The 17,797-nt window shown below is 69.3% G+C and carries 16 protein-coding genes; 6 read left to right on the plus strand and 10 right to left on the minus strand.

The genetic code is table 11. The features are described 5' to 3' along the window. The first annotated feature begins 45 nt into the window (after positions 1–45). The 4 genes from ACE3T5_RS02675 (at position 46) to ACE3T5_RS02690 (ending at position 3,007) form a co-directional block, all read left to right on the plus strand. Positions 46–1,029, plus strand: a complete 984-nt coding sequence (locus ACE3T5_RS02675) for a quinone oxidoreductase (RefSeq protein ID WP_374664159.1) — start codon at positions 46–48, stop codon at positions 1,027–1,029. Positions 1,030–1,081: 52 nt separating this feature from the next. Continuing rightward, a complete protein-coding gene (locus ACE3T5_RS02680) occupies positions 1,082–1,744 on the plus strand; it encodes a hypothetical protein (protein ID WP_374664161.1) in 663 nt (220 codons plus the stop codon). A gap of 44 nt (positions 1,745–1,788) precedes the next feature. Continuing rightward, on the plus strand, positions 1,789–2,166 hold the full coding sequence (locus tag ACE3T5_RS02685) for a cupin domain-containing protein (RefSeq protein WP_374664163.1): 378 nt from the start codon (positions 1,789–1,791) through the stop codon (positions 2,164–2,166). 100 nt (positions 2,167–2,266) lie between these two features. Next, a complete protein-coding gene (locus ACE3T5_RS02690) occupies positions 2,267–3,007 on the plus strand; it encodes an NUDIX domain-containing protein (protein WP_374664165.1) in 741 nt (246 codons plus the stop codon). An 18-nt stretch (positions 3,008–3,025) separates the two neighbouring features. On the opposite strand, the gene ACE3T5_RS02695 is transcribed toward ACE3T5_RS02690, so the two are convergent. Genes ACE3T5_RS02695 through phnA form a run of 3 tightly spaced genes read right to left on the minus strand, consistent with a single transcriptional unit; the run spans position 3,026 to position 6,952 of the window. Further along, entirely contained in the window at positions 3,026–4,702 is a 1,677-nt protein-coding gene (locus ACE3T5_RS02695) for a Na/Pi cotransporter family protein (protein WP_374664167.1), read from the minus strand. 7 nt (positions 4,703–4,709) lie between these two features. Then, positions 4,710–5,708 (minus strand): Bug family tripartite tricarboxylate transporter substrate binding protein, encoded by a 999-nt coding sequence (locus tag ACE3T5_RS02700; RefSeq protein WP_374664169.1) that lies wholly within the window; start codon positions 5,706–5,708, stop codon positions 4,710–4,712. A 17-nt stretch (positions 5,709–5,725) separates the two neighbouring features. After that, entirely contained in the window at positions 5,726–6,952 is a 1,227-nt protein-coding gene (gene phnA, locus ACE3T5_RS02705; RefSeq protein ID WP_374664171.1) for a phosphonoacetate hydrolase, read from the minus strand. A 74-nt stretch (positions 6,953–7,026) separates the two neighbouring features. Between phnA and ACE3T5_RS02710 the strand changes: the two genes are divergently transcribed. After that, positions 7,027–7,974 (plus strand): LysR substrate-binding domain-containing protein, encoded by a 948-nt coding sequence (locus ACE3T5_RS02710; protein ID WP_374664173.1) that lies wholly within the window; start codon positions 7,027–7,029, stop codon positions 7,972–7,974. Here the strand turns inward: ACE3T5_RS02710 and lspA are convergent. From lspA to ACE3T5_RS02725, 3 genes are all read right to left on the minus strand, one after another. Continuing rightward, the gene (gene lspA / locus ACE3T5_RS02715) at positions 7,913–8,401 is read right to left on the minus strand and encodes a signal peptidase II (protein ID WP_374664175.1); all 489 of its coding nucleotides are present in this window, start codon (positions 8,399–8,401) and stop codon (positions 7,913–7,915) included. The genes ACE3T5_RS02710 and lspA overlap by 62 nt on opposite strands. Next, positions 8,401–11,241, minus strand: a complete 2,841-nt coding sequence (gene ileS / locus ACE3T5_RS02720) for an isoleucine--tRNA ligase (protein ID WP_374664177.1) — start codon at positions 11,239–11,241, stop codon at positions 8,401–8,403. The genes lspA and ileS overlap by 1 nt, the downstream gene beginning before the upstream one ends. 100 nt (positions 11,242–11,341) lie before the next feature. Continuing rightward, on the minus strand, positions 11,342–12,352 hold the full coding sequence (locus ACE3T5_RS02725) for a bifunctional riboflavin kinase/FAD synthetase (protein ID WP_374664179.1): 1,011 nt from the start codon (positions 12,350–12,352) through the stop codon (positions 11,342–11,344). 162 nt (positions 12,353–12,514) lie between these two features. Here ACE3T5_RS02725 and ACE3T5_RS02730 point away from each other — a divergent pair, with 162 nt between their 5' ends. After that, complete coding sequence (locus tag ACE3T5_RS02730) at positions 12,515–13,075, plus strand: HNH endonuclease (protein ID WP_374664181.1); 561 nt, start codon at positions 12,515–12,517, stop codon at positions 13,073–13,075. A 151-nt stretch (positions 13,076–13,226) separates the two neighbouring features. Here the strand turns inward: ACE3T5_RS02730 and ACE3T5_RS02735 are convergent, their stop codons facing one another. The 4 genes from ACE3T5_RS02735 to ACE3T5_RS02750 form a co-directional block, all read right to left on the minus strand. Then, entirely contained in the window at positions 13,227–14,600 is a 1,374-nt protein-coding gene (locus ACE3T5_RS02735) for an alpha/beta fold hydrolase (RefSeq protein WP_374664184.1), read from the minus strand. Between the two features lie 167 nt (positions 14,601–14,767). Beyond that, complete coding sequence (locus ACE3T5_RS02740) at positions 14,768–15,883, minus strand: acyl-CoA dehydrogenase family protein (protein WP_374664186.1); 1,116 nt, start codon at positions 15,881–15,883, stop codon at positions 14,768–14,770. 13 nt (positions 15,884–15,896) lie between these two features. Then, positions 15,897–17,075 carry an acyl-CoA dehydrogenase family protein gene (locus ACE3T5_RS02745; RefSeq protein ID WP_374664189.1) on the minus strand — a complete coding sequence of 393 codons (1,179 nt, stop codon included), beginning with the start codon at positions 17,073–17,075 and terminating at the stop codon, positions 15,897–15,899. Between the two features lie 26 nt (positions 17,076–17,101). Further along, complete coding sequence (locus tag ACE3T5_RS02750; protein WP_374664191.1) at positions 17,102–17,782, minus strand: YceH family protein; 681 nt, start codon at positions 17,780–17,782, stop codon at positions 17,102–17,104. Positions 17,783–17,797: the final 15 nt, after the last annotated feature.

The raw sequence follows: 17,797 nt of genomic DNA on the forward strand, positions 1-17,797 counted from the left end.
GACGAAATCGTGGCAGCATGCCAACCTTCGAGCAGGAGACACCCCATGAGCAAAGCTGTCCGTATCCGCCAGCATGGCGGTCCCGAGGTGCTGGAAGTCGTCGACGTCGAGGTCGGCCAGCCCGGCCCGGGCGAAGTGCGCATCCGCCATCACGCCATCGGCCTGAACTTCATCGACGTGTACCACCGCACCGGCCTGTATCCGCTGGCCATGCCGGCGGCCATCGGCATGGAGGGCGCGGGCATCGTCGAGGCGGTGGGGGAAGGCGTCACGCATCTCAAGCCCGGCGATCGCGCGGCCTATGCCAGCCAGCCGCCCGGCTCCTATGGCGAGGTGCGCGTGATGCCGGCCAAGTGCGTGTGCCGGCTGCCGGACGCCATCAGCTTCGAGACGGGCGCGGCCATGATGCTCAAGGGCCTGACCGCGCAGTACCTGCTCAAGCGCACGCTGCCGCAGGGGGGGCTGCAGGCGGGCGACCACGTGCTGTTCCACGCGGCCGCCGGCGGCGTGGGCCTGATCGCCTGCCAGTGGGCGAAGGCGCTGGGGCTGCAGCTGATCGGCACGGCGGGCAGCGACGAGAAGTGCGCACTCGCCAAGTCGCTGGGCGCCGCCCACGTGATCAACTACAACAAGGAAGACTTCGCCGCCCGCGTGAAGGAGATCACCGGCGGCAAGGGCGTGAAGGTGGTCTACGACTCCGTGGGCAAGGACACCTGGGACAAGTCGCTTGACTGCCTGCAGCCCTTCGGCCTGATGGCCAGCTTCGGCAATGCCTCGGGGCCGGTGCCGCCGTTCGCACCGGGCATCCTCGGTCCCAAGGGTTCCATCTACGTGACGCGGCAGACGCTCTTCACCCACATCGCCACGCGCGAGGCCACGCAGGCCATGGCGGACGACCTGTTCGCGGTGGTGGCGAGTGGCCAGGTGCAGATCCGCATCGACCAGCGGTATTCCTTGGCGGACGTGCAGCAGGCGCACATCGCGCTGGAGGCGCGCCGCACGACCGGCTCCACCATCCTGTTGCCCTGAGGCGAACGCCGCCGCATGATGCGGTCTTCAGCTCATCCACAGGAGACCGTTCATGCATCGCATCCTTGCCCAGGTGGGCGCCATCGGCTTGTTGATGGCGGCCCTGCAGGCCCAGGCCCAGACCCTGCCGGGCAACTACCAGGTGGAGGGGCGTGATTTCGACGGCAAGGCCTACACGGGGCAGCTGCGCATCGTGGCGGCGGGGCCGGTGTTCCGCCTCACCTACACCGACAACCGCACCATGCGCGGCATGGGCATCCAGCGCGGCAACCAGCTCTTCACCGCCTGGGGCCCGAACGACAAGTGCACCGTGAGCGCGCTCGAGATCAAGTCCGACGGCTCGATGGAAGGCCCCTGGGCCGACCTGGGCCATGCGGCGCTCGGCACCGAGGCGCTGCGCAAGCAGGCCGGCGCACCGGGGCAGGTGGACGGCACCTATGCATCGGTCGGGCGCACACCCGATGGCCAGGCCTACGATGGCATCACGACCCTGGAGACGCGTGGCCAGGTGTTCCGCGTGACCTACAAGGACAGCGACGGCACGCAGACCGGCGTAGCCGTCCGCCAGGGGCAGTCGCTGGGCGTGGCCTACGGCGGCAACCGCTGCGGCGTGAGCGTCTACACGATCGGCAGCGACGGCGTGCTGAGCGGGCCGTATGCTGATCCGCGCGACCAGCGGCTGGGGCTGGAGACGATCCGGCCCGTGGGGCGCTGAGGGCCCGAACGGGCATGAACCCTGTGGCGCCGACACCCTCCTTCGTGACGATCCCCTTGCCGGCGGACCCCACGGTCACGGCGCCGGATGGCTCCGATGTGCGTGTCCTGGCGGGCGGCGGGCGCGGCAGCATGGCGCACTTCGAGCTGGCCGCGGGCCGCACCAGCGCCGCCATCGTGCATCGCAGCGTCGAGGAGTTGTGGTTCGTCATTGGCGGCGTGGCCGAGATGTGGCGCAGCGATGCACAGCACGAGGAGGTGACGCGTCTCGGCGCCGGCACCAGCCTGTCGATTCCGGTTGGCACCCGTTTCCAGTTCCGCTCGCTCGGCCCGGAGCCGTTCCGGGCGGTGGGGGTCACCATGCCGCCCTGGCCTGGGGCCGATGAAGCCGTGTTCGTCGAGGGGCCATGGCAGCCTTCCTGAAGGGGTGTGGGGGTCTGTCGTGACGCTGGCATCGCCAAGGGTTTCGCGGCGCTCGCTCCCCCGGAGCCCGGCGGATGACGACTGGCGCAAGCATCTGCAGATGCAAGGCCATCAGCCGCCCGCGGAGCCGCGCCTGCCGCTGCTCTGGCGGGGCCAGCGCGTCGGCTCGGTGGCCGTGGCGCTGGGCGATCATTCGGCCTTGCGCGGGCTGTGGCGCGTGGAGTCAGCGGCCCTCGTCGTCGCGGACGCCGACGATCTGAGCCAGGCGCTGGCGCCGGTGGCCGTGGCGCTGCGCGACGCCGGTCTCATGAAGGCCTGGCGGAACGAGCAGCTGGCCGTGCATGACGAGCAGGGCATGCTGCTCGGCACCGTGGAGCGCGGCGCGGTGCGCCTGCTGGGCATCGCGACCGAGGCCGTGCATCTGGCGGGCTGGCATCCAGACGGCCGCTTCTGGGTGCAGCAGCGGGCCTTCGACAAGCCGACTGACCCCGGCCTGTGGGACACGCTGGTGGGTGGCATGGTGCCCGCGGGTGAACCGCTGGAGACGGCACTCGCGCGCGAGACCTGGGAAGAGGCGGGACTGGTGCTGGCGGACCTGCAGGAGCTGACCTACGGCGGCTGCATCACCACCGAGCGCCCGGCGAACGAACTCGCGCATGGCCACGTGGTGGAGCGCCTGCACTGGTACACGGCGGTCGTGCCCGATGGCGTGGGGCCGGTGAATCAGGATGGCGAGGTGGCGCAGTTCCGGTGCATGGCGGGGGAAGAGGTCGCGCGGCTGCTGCACGCGGGTGCGTTCACGCTCGATGCGGGGCTGATCCTCGCTGCGGCTTGCCCGTGATGCCACGGTCCCGTACCGTCAGCGCAGCGCCGCGTCGCCCGAGGTCTCCTGCACGATCGGCGTCTTGAGGCGGCTGGGCGCCAGCGCGCCGGCGGAATCGAGGATGGGATAGGCGATCGAGCAGATGTGCGAGTTGATGCGCTTCAGGTCGCTGATCAGGTCCAGGTGCAGCGAGCTCGTCTCGATGCTCTGCACCGTGTTGTCGGTCAGGCGGATGATGTGCGTGCCGGCATAGGTGCGCTCCAGGTCGCGGAAGCGCGCCTTCTCCTCCAGCAGGCGCTGCGCGTCGCGGATGGAGCCGTTGAGGAACACGCTCATGCCCAGGCGCAGGTTGTCGATCAGGCGCGCGTGCAGCTCGCAGATCTCCGCCATGCCGGCGTCGGAGAAGTTGCGGCCCTTGTTGATCTTCTTGTCCTCGATGTCGATCAGCACCCGCTCGATGATGTCGCCGATCTGCTCCATGTTGATGGTGAAGCTGATGATGTCGGTCCAGCGGCGCGACTCCTCCTCGCCCAGGGCCTCGCGCGAGATCTTGGTCAGGTAGTACTTGATGGCGGAGTAGAGCTGGTCCACCGTGTCGTCGAGCTTGCGCAGCTCCCCGGCCAGGCGCAGGTCGTTGTCCTTGATGACCTTGAGCATGCCCACCAGCATCGTCTCCACCACGTCCGCCTGGTGCAGCGCCTCGCGCGCGGCGCAGGAGATGGCGAGCGAGGGCGTGGCCAGCGCCGAGGGGTCCAGGTGGTGCGGGCGGCCGGCCACCAGGGCCTGGTCCTGCTTGGGCAGCCAGCCCTCCACCAGCCGCGCCACCATGGGCGTGAGGCCGATGAAGATCAGTGCCACCGCCACGTTGAAGCCCAGGTGGAACATCACCACCGCAGCGGCCGGATCGCCGAGCAGCGGGCGCACGTGGCGCAGCCACAGGCCCACCAGCGGCGCCGCAGCCAGCACGCCGACCACCTTGAACACCAGGTTGCCGATCGGCACCTGCCGCACGACCACGGGTGACTTGGCGGTGGCGAGCACGGCCAGGACGCCGCTGCCCAGGTTGGCACCCAGGGTCAGGCCCAGGGCCACGTCCATCGGGATGGCGCCGGAGCTGGCGAGGGTGGCAGTGAGCAGGACGATGGCCAGGCTGGAGTACGCCACCACCGTCAGCGCGGCGCCTACGGTGATCTCCAGCAGCACGTCGCTGGCCAGCGAGGCCAGCAGCGCCTTGACGGCCGGTGCCTGCACGATGATGGCGGTGGATTCGCCCACCAGCCGCAGCGCCAGCAGCATCAGCCCGAGGCCGATCAGCACGCGGCCGAAGCGGCCGACCGGCGTGGCCTGGCGCGAGATGAACAGCACCACGCCGGTGAAGATCAGCAGCGGCGACAGCCAGGACAGGTCGAACGAGAACACCACGGCCATCAGGCTGGTGCCCACATCCGCCCCCAGCATCACGGCCAGGGCGAGCGAGAGCGTGACCAGGCCCTGACCGGCGAAGGAGGAGACGATCAGTCCGGTGGCCGTGCTGGACTGCACCAGCGCAGTGACACCCACGCCGGCCAGCGCCGCCGCTGGCCGGGTGCCGATGTTCTTGGCCAGCACGTTGCGCAGGTTGGCGCCGAAGACGCGAAGGATGCCTGTGCGGACGAGGTAGGTGCCCCAGACCAGCAGCGACACGGCCGCCAGCAGGTTCAGCAGATGTTTCACTGTCCCCTTAGTCTACCTTGACGTTCGCGGAGCGCACCACCTCGCCCCAGGCCTTGTGCTCGTCGGCCATGAACTTCGCGAAGTCCGCGGGGCTGCCGCCGCCAGGCTCGGCGCCGTCGCCGGTGAGCGCGGTGTTGACCGCGGGGGCCTGGATCGCCGCCAGCGTGGCCTGGTTCAGCTTCGCCACGATGTCGCGTGGTGTGCCGGCGGGCACCAGCAGCCCGGCCCAGGAGGTGACCGCGAAGTTCTTCAGGCCCGCCTCCACCATGGTGGGCAGGTCCGGCGCCGCGACCGAGCGCTTCTCGGAGGTGACGGCCAGGCCCTTGAGCTTGCCGCTGCGCGCATGGCCGATGGCGCTGGGAATGGTCTCGAAGCCGAACTGCGACTCGTTGGCCATCAGGGCCAGCATGGCGGGGCCGCCGCCCTTGTAGGGCACGTGCTGGATGGCCGTGCCGGTCGCCAGGCGGAACATCTCGCCGGCCAGGTGCGCGGGCGAGCCGCTGCCCGAGGAGGCGAAGAACGTCTTGCCAGGGTTCGCCTTGGCGTAGGCCACGAGCTCGGGCACCGAGTTCACGCCCAGCTGCGGTGGCACCACCAGCAGCAGCGGGTACTTCGCGACCAGGGCCACCGGCTCGAAGCTGCGCACCGGGTCGAACTTCAGCTTCGGGTACAGGTGCGGGTTGATCGCCTGGCTGCTGAGCGTGGCCATGAACAGTGTGTAGCCATCGGGCTGGGCGCCGGCCACCAGCTCGGCGGCCAGGTTGCCGGCCGCGCCCGGGCGGTTCTCCACCACCACCGACTGGCCCAGTACCTCGCCGAGCCGCTGCGACAGCACGCGGGCCAGCTTGTCGGTGGATCCGCCGGCGGCGAAGCCCACGACGATCTTCACGGGCTTGTTCGGGTAGGCCTGCGCGTGCGCGCCGCCGCCGGCGGCGGCCAGGCACAGGCCTGCGATCAGGCTCCGGCCCAGCGGGCTGGCCCAGGCATTCATCAGCCGATGCAACATGGTGTCTCCTTCTGGTTTCAGGTTCGTGGGGAAAGGTGATTCAGCGCCAGCGACAGCACGTCGAAGTTGCGCAGCCGCCGGGTGGGCACGTCCGCCAGCGGGCGGTTGAACAGCAGCGGCACCGCCTGCTCGGACAGGCCGCCGTGCGATCGCAGCGGAACGGTCAGGCCCGACAGATCGTGCCGCCGCGCGGAGGTGCCCAGCACGGCCAGGCGGTGGGCGAGCACGACGAGATCGCCGATGCGGTCCGGCGGCAGCTCGAACCGGGCCGCGGCCGTCTCGCGGTCCAGCACGCGCTCCACGTGGGGCAGGCCGCGCAGCACCTCGGCCACGGCATGCACCGGCGTGCCCGGCCGCACGTAGACCGTGGCATACGAGCCGAGCGCGCCGTGGTGCACCACGTACGGGTCGGTGATGGGCAGCAGCACCCGCGTGCGGCCATCGCCCAGGCGGTCGTCCAGCAGGTCCTGCAGGAAGCTCACCTGCGGCCGGCCCATGGCGTCGGTCTTGGCGTTCATGCCGTGGTCGGCGGTGATGCCGATCACCGCGCCCAACGCGTCCAGCTCGCCGAGGTAGCGGTCCATCAGGGCGTAGAACGCATTGGCCTGCGGCGTGCCCGGCGCGTGCTTGTGCTGCACGTAGTCGGTGGTGGAGAGGTACATCAGGTCAGGCCGCTCGGTGCGCATCAGCATCACGCCAGCGGCGAACACGAACTCGGACAGGTCGGCGCTGTAGACCGAGGGCTTGGGCAACCCCACACGCGCCAGCACGTCGGCAATGCCGTGCGTTTGCAGGCTGGCCTGGTCGGCGTGCTCGGCGGAGAAGCAGATGCCGCGCAGCCCGTGCCCCAGCAAGGCGCGCAGCTTGTCCTTGGCGGTGACCACGGCCACCTTCGCGCCCGTGTCGGCCAGCGCCGCCAGCACCGTGGGCGCGCGCAGGTAGCGCGCATCGTTCATCAGCACCTCCTCGCCCCGCTCGGTGTCGAGGAAGTAGTTGCCGCAGATGCCATGCACGCTGGGCGGCGCGCCGGTGACGATGGACAGGTTGTTCGGATTGGTGAACGACGGCATGACGCAGTCAGCGGTCAGCACGGTGCCGCGCGCCAGCAGCGAGGCGAAGAAGGGCGCCGCACCGGCCTGCACCGCGAGGTTGACGTACTCCTGCTCGCAGCCGTCGATGCACACGATGACGGTGGGCTGGGCTGGCGCCTGGTAGCTGCGCCCGTTGACTTGGATCGGTTTCATGAAGCGCAGCTTAGTGTGAGCCATTCCCGGACACTATCGATAAAATGTGGCTGAAACGTGACTGAAACTCACACATGCCGCACCAGCTGCCCCCCTTGCATGCCCTGCGGGTCTTCGAAGTGGCGGCGCGGGCGGGCAGCTACACCGAGGCCGCGCGCGAGCTGAACCTCACCCACGGCGCGGTCAGCCGGCAGATCCACCTGCTGGAGGCCGCGCTGGGCCAGCCGCTGTTCCGCCGCGATGGCCAGCGCATGGTGGCCACCGTGCACGCACGGGCCTTCGCCCGCGAGATCAGCCAGGCCTTCGACCACATCGGCGACGCCGCGCGGCGCTACGGCAAGCGGGCCACGGAGAAGGTGATCCGCGTGAATGCGCCCGCCACCATGGCCATGCGCTGGCTGATTCCGCGCCTGGGCGCTTTCCGCCAGGCCGCGCCGGGTGTGGAGGTGCGGGTGTCCACCGCGTTCAGCAACGAGCCGGCCTTCCGCGGCAGCTTCGACGTCGCTATCCGCCGCAGCGTGGCGGGCCAGGGCCAGTTCGAGTCGCTGCCGCTCTACCGCGAGACGGGCACCGTGATCGTGAGCCCGGCGCTGTGGCAGGCGGCGCCCCTCGCGCGGCCGGCCAGCCTGTCACGCGCGATCATGCTGTCCACCGAGACGCGCCCCGGCGAATGGGAGGCCTGGCTGCAGCGCGCCGGCTGCCCCGATCTGCGGCCGGTGCAGGAGCTGCGCTTCGACCACTACTTCGTCACGCTGCAGGCGGTGATCGACGGCATGGGCTACGGCATCGGACCGTTTCCCACGCTGTCGTCCGAGTGGCAGCTCGGGCGCATCGTGGCGCCCTTTCCGGATGTGCGGCTGGACGGTGAGACGTATCACGCGCTGGTGCCGCTGGACGCCGACAAGCCGCGGCACCTGCGGCTGTTCCTGGACTGGCTGGTGGCCGAGGCGGCCGGCGGCGTCAGCGCGCCCGCCGCACCCGCAGGATCTCGTCCAGGATCAGCCCGATCGCGCCGACGGTGATGGCGCTGTCGGCCACGTTGAAGGCGGGGAAGTACCAGCCGCCCCAGTGGAACTGCAGGAAGTCCACCACGTAGCCGTGCAGCAGGCGGTCCACCACGTTGCCCACCGCGCCGCCCAGGATGCATGCGAGCGCGAAGGCAAACAGCTTCTGTTGCGCGTGCGAGCGCAGCATCCACAGGATGAACAGCGTGGCGACGAGGCCGATGCCGGTGAAGAACCAGCGCTGCCACCCGGAGGCCCCGGCCAGGAACGAGAAGGCCGCGCCGGTGTTGTGCGCCCGCACGATGTTGAAGAACGAGGTGACGTAGGTGGAGTCGCCCAGCTTGTAGTAGCCGAGGATCAGCACCTTCGTGAACTGGTCGGCCAGCAGGATGATGAGCGCCAGCCCCAGCCAGGGCAGCATGCTGGCCGACGAGCCGCGGGCCATCAGGCGTGCACCCGCGCTTCACCCGCGCCGTACAGGTTGCTCACGCAACGGCCGCACAGCGTGGGATGGGCCTCGTCCATGCCGACGTCGGCGCGCCAGTGCCAGCAGCGCTCGCACTTCGTGTCGGCGCTGGGGCGCGCCTGGATGCTCAGCGTATCACCCGGCTGCAGGCTCACCACCGAGGCGATGAAGATGAACTTCAGGTCCTCGCCCAGGCTGGCCAGCAGCGCGTGGTCATCCGCGCCGGCGGTGATCACCAGGTTCGCCTGCAGGGAAGAGCCCACCTGGCCAGCCGCCCGCAGCGCCTCGATCTCCTTGTTGGCGAGATCACGGATCGCGCGGATGCGGTCCCACCGCGCGAGCAGTTCGGTATCGGGGCCACCGATCTCCGCGTACTCCTCCAGGAAGATGGACTCGGAGTTGCCGAACACCTTCCAGGCCTCTTCGGCCGTGAAGCTCAGGAACGGCGCCATCCAGCGCAGCATGGCGTGCGTGATGTGCCACAGGGCCGTCTGCGCGCTGCGGCGGGCCAGCGACTTCGGCGCGGTGGTGTACAGGCGGTCCTTCAGGATGTCGAGGTAGAAGGCACCCAGGTCCTCCGAGCAGTACACCTGCAGCTTGGCCACGACCGGGTGGAACTCGTAGACCTCGTAGTGGGCCAGCACCTCGGCCTGGAACGCCGCTGCACGTGAAAGCGCATAGCGATCGATCGCCAGCATCTCCGCTTGCGAGACGGCGTCCTTCGCGGGGTCGAAGTCGCTCACGTTCGCCAGCAGGAAGCGCAGCGTGTTGCGGATGCGGCGATAGGCATCCACCACGCGCGCGAGGATCTTGTCGTCGCCGGCGATATCGCCGGAGTAGTCGCTGGCGGCGACCCACAGGCGCACGATCTCGGCGCCCAGCTTCTTGTTCACCTCCTGCGGCTCAATGCCGTTGCCGAGGGACTTGCTCATCTTGCGGCCCTGGCTGTCCACGGTGAAGCCGTGGGTGAGCAGGCCGCGATAGGGCGCGCGGCCGTACATGGCCGCGGCGGTGAGCAGCGAGCTGTGGAACCAGCCGCGGTGCTGGTCATGGCCTTCCAGGTACAGGTCGGCCTCGGGGCCGGTGTCGTGGCCGCTGCCCGGGTGCGAGCCCTTGAGCACCGTCGTGTGCGTGGTGCCGGAGTCGAACCACACCTCCAGGATGTCCTGGCTCTTGGTGTAGTGCGGCGCATCGGCGGCGGCGCCCACGCGCGCAAGGATCTCCTCGGTGCCCGCCTTGCTCCAGGCCTCGATGCCGCCGGCCTGCACCATGTCGGCGGCGAGGTCGAGGATCTCCATCGTCTTCGGGTGCAGGTCGCCCGTGTCCTTGTGCAGGAAGAAGGGCAGCGGCACGCCCCAGCTGCGCTGGCGGCTGATGCACCAGTCGGGCCGGCCGGCGATCATGTCGCGCAGGCGCACCTTGCCGTTCTCGGGGTAGAAGCTCGTGTCCTCGATCGCGGCCAGCGCCATCTGGCGCAGCGTGGCGGGCGCCTTGTCCTTGGTGAAGACGCCCTCGCCTTCGTCCATGCGCACGAACCACTGGGCCGCGGCGCGGTAGATCACCGGCGACTTGTGGCGCCAGCAGTGCGGATAGCTGTGGGTGATGCCTTCGGTGGCGAACAGGCGGCCGGCCACGCGCAGCGCGTCGATGATGACCGGCACCGCCTTCCAGATGTTCTGGCCGCCGAAGAGCGGGAAGTCGGCTGCGTAGGCCCCGTTGCCCTGCACCGGGTTCAGGATGTCGTCGTACTTCATGCCGTGCGAGACGCACGAGTTGAAGTCTTCCAGACCGTAGGCGGGCGAGGAGTGGACGATGCCGGTGCCGTCGTCGGCCGTGGCGTAGTCCGCCAGGTACACCGGGGCCAGCCGGCGATAGCCCGGGTCCACGTCGTACAGCGGATGGCGGAATTCCAGGCCGCCCAGCGCCTTGCCGGCCGTGGTGGCGACGATGGACCCTTCGAGCTGGTACCGGGCCAGCACCTTCTCCACCAGTGTCTCGGCCACGATCAGCCGGCCACGTGGCGTGTCCACCAGGGCGTAGACGAGTTCGGGGTTGAGGTTCAGCGCCTGGTTGGCGGGGATGGTCCAGGCGGTGGTGGTCCAGATCACGGCGAACAGGTCGCGCCCGTCATGGGGCACACCGAACGCGGCGCTGACCTGTGCGGGATCGTTCGCCAGAAAGCCCACATCCAGCGTCTGGCTCTTCTTGTCGGCGTACTCGATCTCGAACTCGGCCAGCGACGAGCCGCAGTCGAAGCACCAGTACACCGGCTTCAGGCCGCGATAGACGAAGCCGCGCTCGATGACGCGCTTGAACGCGCGGATCTCGTCGGCCTCGTTGCTGAAGTCCATCGTGCGATAGGGGTGCTCCCAGTCGCCCAGCACGCCCAGGCGCTTGAAGTCGGCCATCTGTAGCGCGATCTGCTCGGTGGCGTAGGCGCGGCTCTTGGCCTGCATCTCGTCGCGCGGCAGGTTGCGGCCGTGCTTCTTCTCGATGGCGTTCTCGATCGGCAGGCCATGGCAGTCCCAGCCCGGGATGTACTGCGCGTCCAAGCCCTTGAGCTGGCGCGCCTTGACGATCATGTCCTTCAGGATCTTGTTGACGGCGTGGCCCATGTGGATCTGCCCGTTGGCATAGGGTGGGCCGTCGTGCAGGATGAACTTGGGGCGGCCGCGCCGCGCATCGCGCAGGCGCTTGTAGAGGCCCTGGTCCTCCCAGGCCTGCACCCAGCCCGGTTCGCGCTTGGGCAGGTCGCCGCGCATCGGGAACGGCGTGTCGGGCAGGTTCAGGGTGGCGCGGTAGTCGGTCTTGTCGCTCATGGCAAAGCCTTTGGGTCTGTCGGGCCGGGCACGCCCGGCGTCCACGAAGAAAGGGGGACGATGGGGCCGCGGCCAGCGGGGCCGCGGCAGGGACAGACCGCTAAATTCGGTCGCGCGTGGTCTGGCGCCGGGTTTCCGCGTGGGTGGAAGCGAAGAACGCGCGCGCGTGCTCGCAGTCGCGCGCGATGCCCGCCTTCAGGGCATCGAGACCGTCGTAGCGCAGCTCGTCGTGCAGTTTGTGCAGCAGTTCCACGCGGATGATTTTACCGTAGGCCCCTTCCGGCCCCAGAGCGGCGGGCCAGTCCAGGCAATGCGTCTCCAGCAGCACCCGGCCGCCGTTCACGTCCGCCGGGTCCAGGGACGGTCGCACGCCGAGGTTGGCCACGCCCTCCAGCGGCGCATCCCCCAGGCCATGCACACGCACCGCGAAGATGCCGCTGGCGGCCGGCTTCCAGTGGGCGAAGCGCAGGTTGAGGGTCTTGAAGCCCAGGTCGCGGCCCAGCTTGCGGCCATGCACCACGTGCCCGCTGATGCTGTAGGGCCGCCCCAGCAGGGCGGCGGCGCCCGCCATGTCGCCGCGCGCCAGGGCCTCGCGCACCGCGGAGCTGGAGACGCGCAGGCCGTGCACCTCGTAGCTGTTCATGCGCGCCACGTCGAAGCCCTGGCGGGCGCCGGCGGAATCGAGCATGGCGTAGTCGCCGGCACGCTTGGCGCCGAAGCGGAAGTCGTCGCCCACCAGCACGTAGCGTGCGCCCAGGCCGCGCACCAGCACGTCGCCGATGAAGGCCTCGGGGTCCTGGCTGGAGAAGCGCTGGTCGAACTTCAGCACCACGCACTGGTCCACCCCGCAGCGCGCCAGCTCGGTCAGCTTGTCGCGCAGGGTGGCGATGCGCGCCGGCGCCAGCTCGGGCTTGCGGTGCAGGGCGGCGAAGTAGTCGCGCGGATGCGGCTCGAAGGTCATCACGCAGCTCGGCACACCGCGGTGCCGTGCCTCGTTGTTCAGCAGGGCCAGCATGGCCTGGTGGCCGCGATGCACGCCGTCGAAATTGCCGATCGTCAGCGCGCAGGCCCGCGCCAGGCCGGGGTGATGAAAGCCGCGGAGGATCTGCATTGATATCTTTTTGATAGCAGCGCGTGAGCGCCTGGCAAGGCGAGCACGACGCTCGGCCTGTCACGGCCGGGTCTCCAAAACAAGGTATATTGTGCAAGACAGGGCGGCCGCGCGCCGCCCCACCCCTGCATGCTGTGTCCCTTGTGTTGAAGGAGGCGCGTTTTGAAGGTGTTGAAGTTGTCCGCCCAGGGCCTGCCGCAGTCCTGGATCTCGCTGGAGCAGGCCGTGCTGCACTACGCGGCCGACCAGGTGCGCTGGGAGGCCGGCGCCGAGGTCGCCGTGTTCCGGGGCGGCCACAACGCCATGACGGGGCAGCAGTCCATCATCACCGTCAACAGCATCATCGGCACCAAGGGCGTGCCGAACATCAACCCCTTCGACCTCAAGCCCGGCCTCACCAACGGCAAGCTGTTCGCGCGGGACCGCAACGTGTGCGCCTATTGCGGCGGGCACTTCCATGAGGAAGAACTCACGCGGGAGCACGTGATCCCGTTCGCCCAGAATGGCAAGGACCACTGGATGAACGTGGTCACCGCCTGCCGCGCCTGCAACCACCGCAAGGCCAACCGCACGCCCGAGCAGGCGGGCATGAGCCTGCTCTACGCCCCCTACGTGCCCAGCCTGTGGGAAGACTTCATCCTGCGCAACCGCCGCATCCTGGCGGATCAGATGGAGTTCCTGATGGCGCATCTACCACGGCATTCGCGCCTGCATGACGCGTGATGGCGGCGGGTGAAGCTGGGGTTCCCTGCGGTCACCGCCAGCCTACGGATACCGGGTTGTGACGCTCGTGGGGTGGTTGCCACGAATGCAGGGCCTGTGTTTCTCGTAGGCTGGGGTGGAGCGATAGCGCAACCCCAGCGTTCCAGTCCTCTCAGTACGTCAGCTCCAGCACCGTCACATGGCCGTCCGCCAGCGGCCAGCTGCGGCCCACGACCTTCTCGCCATTGAACTCCGCCACCAGCACGCGGGGCAGACCCGTCGGCTTGATGCGTGAGGCCGAAACGCCAGCGCCATTCACCGCGCCGGGTGGCGGGCTCAGGCCGTCGAAGGCCATGCGGTCGCGCAGCGGGTCGAAGTAGCCGCGGGGCCGGTTCATGATGGCGAGCGAGGGTGCGTTGCGGTCAGCCGCCGGTACGCGCTCTGGCCGCATGTTCACCACGCTGCTGGAGCGCGGGAACGGGCTGCGGTAGATGTGCGTGGTGGCATAGCCGGGCGCGCTGAGCACGAACTCGTAGCGGGTGTCCGGCGCGGCCGCGAAGGGGCCCCACTGGCCATCCGCGCCGATGGTCTGGCTGTGCGCCGGGCCGCCTTGCCGCTCGCCCGTGTTCGCGTCGATGGCGAAGATCTCCAGCTTCGCCCCGGGCAGCGGCAGGTTGTTCGCGTAGCTGCCGCTGGCCGGATCGGTGGACGACAGGCCGAGGCCGGTGACGCGGCCCGACAGCACCGGCCGGCCGTGCGGGACCACGTCACGCGTGGCCGGGTCGCGGCCGGTGATGAAGCGGAAGGCGGCACCGAACGCCGCCGGCGAGAACGATGTCTCGCGGTGGTCCAGGCGCGGCAGCACCACGTTCATCGCGCCCTTGAGTTCCGGGCTGGCGACCGTGACGCCGGTGTCCTTGCCGCGCTGGCCGATCCACAGGCCGTCGGGCTGGGCGTACTTGTCGTTGCCGTCGGAGCGCACCGTCTGCCACTTCACCGGGCCGGCCACCTCGTCACCCGCCGCGTTCACCGGCTGGTTGAGGCCGCGCAGGAAAGCGCCGTGGCCGGCGAACTCGCTGTTGTCCGACAGCGGTGGCAGCGGCACGGCCCAGATGCCGTGATTGGGCACCCCGCCGAGGATGGCGTGACTCACCGTGCGGTCGCCGCCGCCGTTGCGGATGTAGTTGCGGATGGCATTGCCACCGCGCGAGTTGCCCATCAGCACCACCTTCTGCGCGCCGGTGGCGGCCAGCACCTTCTCCACCTCCGCCTTCAGGAAGGCCATGTGCTCGGCGGTGGACGTGCGGCCCGGTTGGGCCTTGGTGTCGTCATCCCGCGCCAGCGGGTAGGGCAGGTTGATCGCGTGCAGGCGGTCGCGTGGCCAGCCGTTGGATTCAAAGCGCCAGATCGTGGTCTGCCAGATCGAGGCGTTGTCGCCGTTGCCATGAACGAAGACGATGGGCGGGTACTCGTTCATGGAGGGGCCGGTGGCGCAGCTCGCGAGCGAGACGGCGGACAAGGCAAGGACGGATCGGCGGGACAGCATGGGCGAATCTCCGGGGACAACAGGTGGGCTGGTCGACCCCCGCAGGGGCACCAGGCCGAACGGAACAACGTGCAGGGCGGCCTCATCATGAAGAAGGCCGGATTCACTCCGGCCTTCTTCATCCGATCAGCCAGCCACTGGCGAAACGCGCAGCGATTTGACAGTGACTACGCGAACACGCCAGCCGTGTCCTGCATTCTTTCCGACACCTCGCCCAGATGGTGCAGGGTATCCCCGTAAGTCAGCTCCAGCTGGGTAAGCTTCTTGAAGTAGTGGCTGCCGATGTATTCGTCGGTCACGCCGATGCCGCCGTGCAGCTGCACCGAGTTCTGGCCGATGAAGCGCATGGACACGCCCATCTGGTACTTCGCGCGGGCCAGCGCGCGGCGGCGCTCTTCCGTGGGGGCGTTCAGCTTGAGCGAGGCGTAGTAGCTCATCGAGCGCGCCAGTTCCAGCTGCATCTTCATGTCGGCGATGCGATGCCGCAGGGCCTGGAAGGTGGACAGCACCACGCCAAACTGCTTGCGCGTGTTCATGTACTCGGCGGTCAGGGCCATGGTCTTGTCCATCACGCCCACGGCCTCAGCGCACAGCGCCGCGATGCCGATGTCCACGGCATGCTCGAGCGCGATCTGGCCGTCGAGCGTGACGAGATCCGCCGCCGCGCCCTGGAAGCTCAGCTCCGCCGCACGCGAGCCGTCCTGCGTGACGTAGCCGCGCGTCTGCACGCCCTGGGCGCCGCGCTCCAGCAGGAACAGCGCCGTCTTGCCGCCCACGCGGCCCGGCACCAGGAAGGCATCCGCCTGATCGCCCGCCGGCACCACGCTCTTGGCGCCGGTGAGCGTCCAGCCGCCGCCCGTCTGGGTGGCGGTGGCCTCGCACACGTCGAGGCGGTGGCGCGCCTTGCGCTCCTGGTGGGCCAGCACGACCAGCGCCTCGCCGCCCGCGATGCGCGGCAGCCAGGCCTCCTTCAGGGCCTGGGGCGCATAGGCGCCCAGCGTGCCCGAGCTCACCAGCGTCTGGCCCATCGGCTCCAGCACGATGCCGCGGCCCAGTTCTTCCATCACCACCATGGCTTCCACCGGGCCCATGCCCATGCCGCCGTGGTCCTCGTTCACGTACAGGCCGGCCAGGCCCAGCTCGGCCAGCTCACCATAGGCGCCGCGGTCGAAGCCGCCCGCCTTGACGATGGCGCGCCGGCGCTCGAAGCCGTAGCTGCGGTCCACCCACTTGCGCACGGCGTCGCGCAGCTGTTCCTGGTCGTCGGAGAAATCGAAATCCATGTCTTGCTCCTGTTCAGCCCAGCACGACCTGGGAGACGATGTTGCGCTGCACCTCGTTGGAGCCGCCGTAGATCGTCGTCTTGCGCATGTTGAAGTAGGTGGCGGCCAGCGGCGCGCAATGGGCCGCGCCCACGTAGTCGCCTTGCCAGCCGGCCTCCATCGCCTCGCGGATGAACGGCACGGCGAAGGGGCCGGCGGCCAGCATCATCAGCTCGCTGTAGCGCTGCTGGATCTCGCTGCCCTTGATCTTCAGCAGGCCGGCGATGTCCAGCGGGTTCTTGCCGGACTTCTCGGCCGACAGCACGCGCAGCACCAGCATCTCCAGCGCCACGATGTCGACCTCCAGCTTCGCGATCTCGTCGCGGAAGCGGGTGTCCTCGTACACGCCCTCGGCCTTGGCGATGCGCTTCAGGCGCTCCAGTTCGCGCTTGGCGCGGTTCACGTCGGCGATGTTCGTGCGCTCGTGCGAGAGCAGGTGCTTGGCGTACGTCCAGCCCTTGTTCTCCTCGCCGATCAGGTTCTCGGCCGGCACCTCGACGTTGTCGAAGAACACCTCGTTCACCTCATGGCCGCCGTCCAGCATGATGATGGGCCGCACGGTGATGCCGGGCGACTTCATGTCGATCAGCAGGAACGAGATGCCGGTCTGCGGCTTGCCCTCGGTGCTGGTGCGCACCAGGCAGAAGATCCACTCGCCGTACTGGCCCAGCGTGGTCCAGGTCTTCTGGCCGTTCACGATGTACTTGTCGCCCTTGCGCTCGGCGCGGGTCTTCAGCGAAGCGAGGTCCGAGCCGGAGCCCGGCTCGCTGTAGCCCTGGCTCCACCAGACTTCGCCACTGGCGATGCCGGGCAGGAAGCGCTTCTGCTGCTCGGGCGAGCCGAACGCCATGATGACCGGGGCCACCATCACCGGCCCGAAGGGCACGATGCGCGGCGCGCCGGCCAGGGCGCACTCTTCCTCGAACAGGTGCTTCTGCACCGCGGTCCAGCCGGGGCCGCCGAACTGCGCCGGCCAGCCGTAGCCGAGCCAGCCCTTGCGGCCGAGGATGCGTGCCCAGCGCTGCATGTCGTCGCGCGTGAGGTGCAGGGCGTTGTGCACCTTGTGCGCCAGGTCGGCCGGCAGGTTCTCGCGCACCCAGGCGCGGATCTCTTGCCGGAACTGCTGTTCTTCAGGGGTGAATGCCAGGTCCATGGGGGTGTCTCCGATGCGGGCCGAGTTTAAGCACGGTCGTTCGATTCGCCGTGTCCGGGTGGCGACAAACCCAGCTCAGCGACGATGTTTTGCACAGTGGAACGAAGCTGGGCGACCTCGGCCTCCAGCGCCGCCACGCGGGCCTGCAGGTCACGTGGCGCGGTGAAGGTGGCCGCCACCGTCTCGGGCTCGGCGGCGGCCACCGGGCCGCACAGCAGGTGCGCCCAGCGCGGCTCGCGCGCGCCCGAAGTACGCGGCAGCATCGCCACCAGGGGGCCGCCCTTTTCCTCGGCGCGCGACTGCAGTTCGTCCAGGAAGGCCTCCACCGAGGAGATGTCGGCAAAGCGGTACCAGCGCTCGGCGTGGATGCGCAGCTCGCCCGCCGTCTGCGGCCCGCGCAGCATCAGCAGGCCCAGCAGTACGGCCGACTGCTCGGGCACGCCGATGCCGCGCTGGAAGTTGTGCTCCCAGCGCGTGACGCGGGTGCCGGAGGACTCGAACACCAGCGAGCGGCGCTTCAGATCGTCCAGCGCCTGCTGCACCTCGGCCTCGGACAGGTTGGTCAGCGGGTCGCGGCTGGACTTCTGGTTGCAGCCGCCCACCAGGGCGTTGAGCGACATCGGGTAGGTGTCGGGCACGGTGCGTGCCTTCTCCATCAGCGTGCCCAGCACGCGGGCCTCCGCGGCGGATAGGGGGAGCGGGTTCATGTGGCAGGGATAATC

It is taken from the genome of Ramlibacter sp., from assembly GCF_041916345.1.
In the GTDB taxonomy this organism is placed as follows: Bacteria; Pseudomonadota; Gammaproteobacteria; order Burkholderiales; family Burkholderiaceae_C; genus Ramlibacter.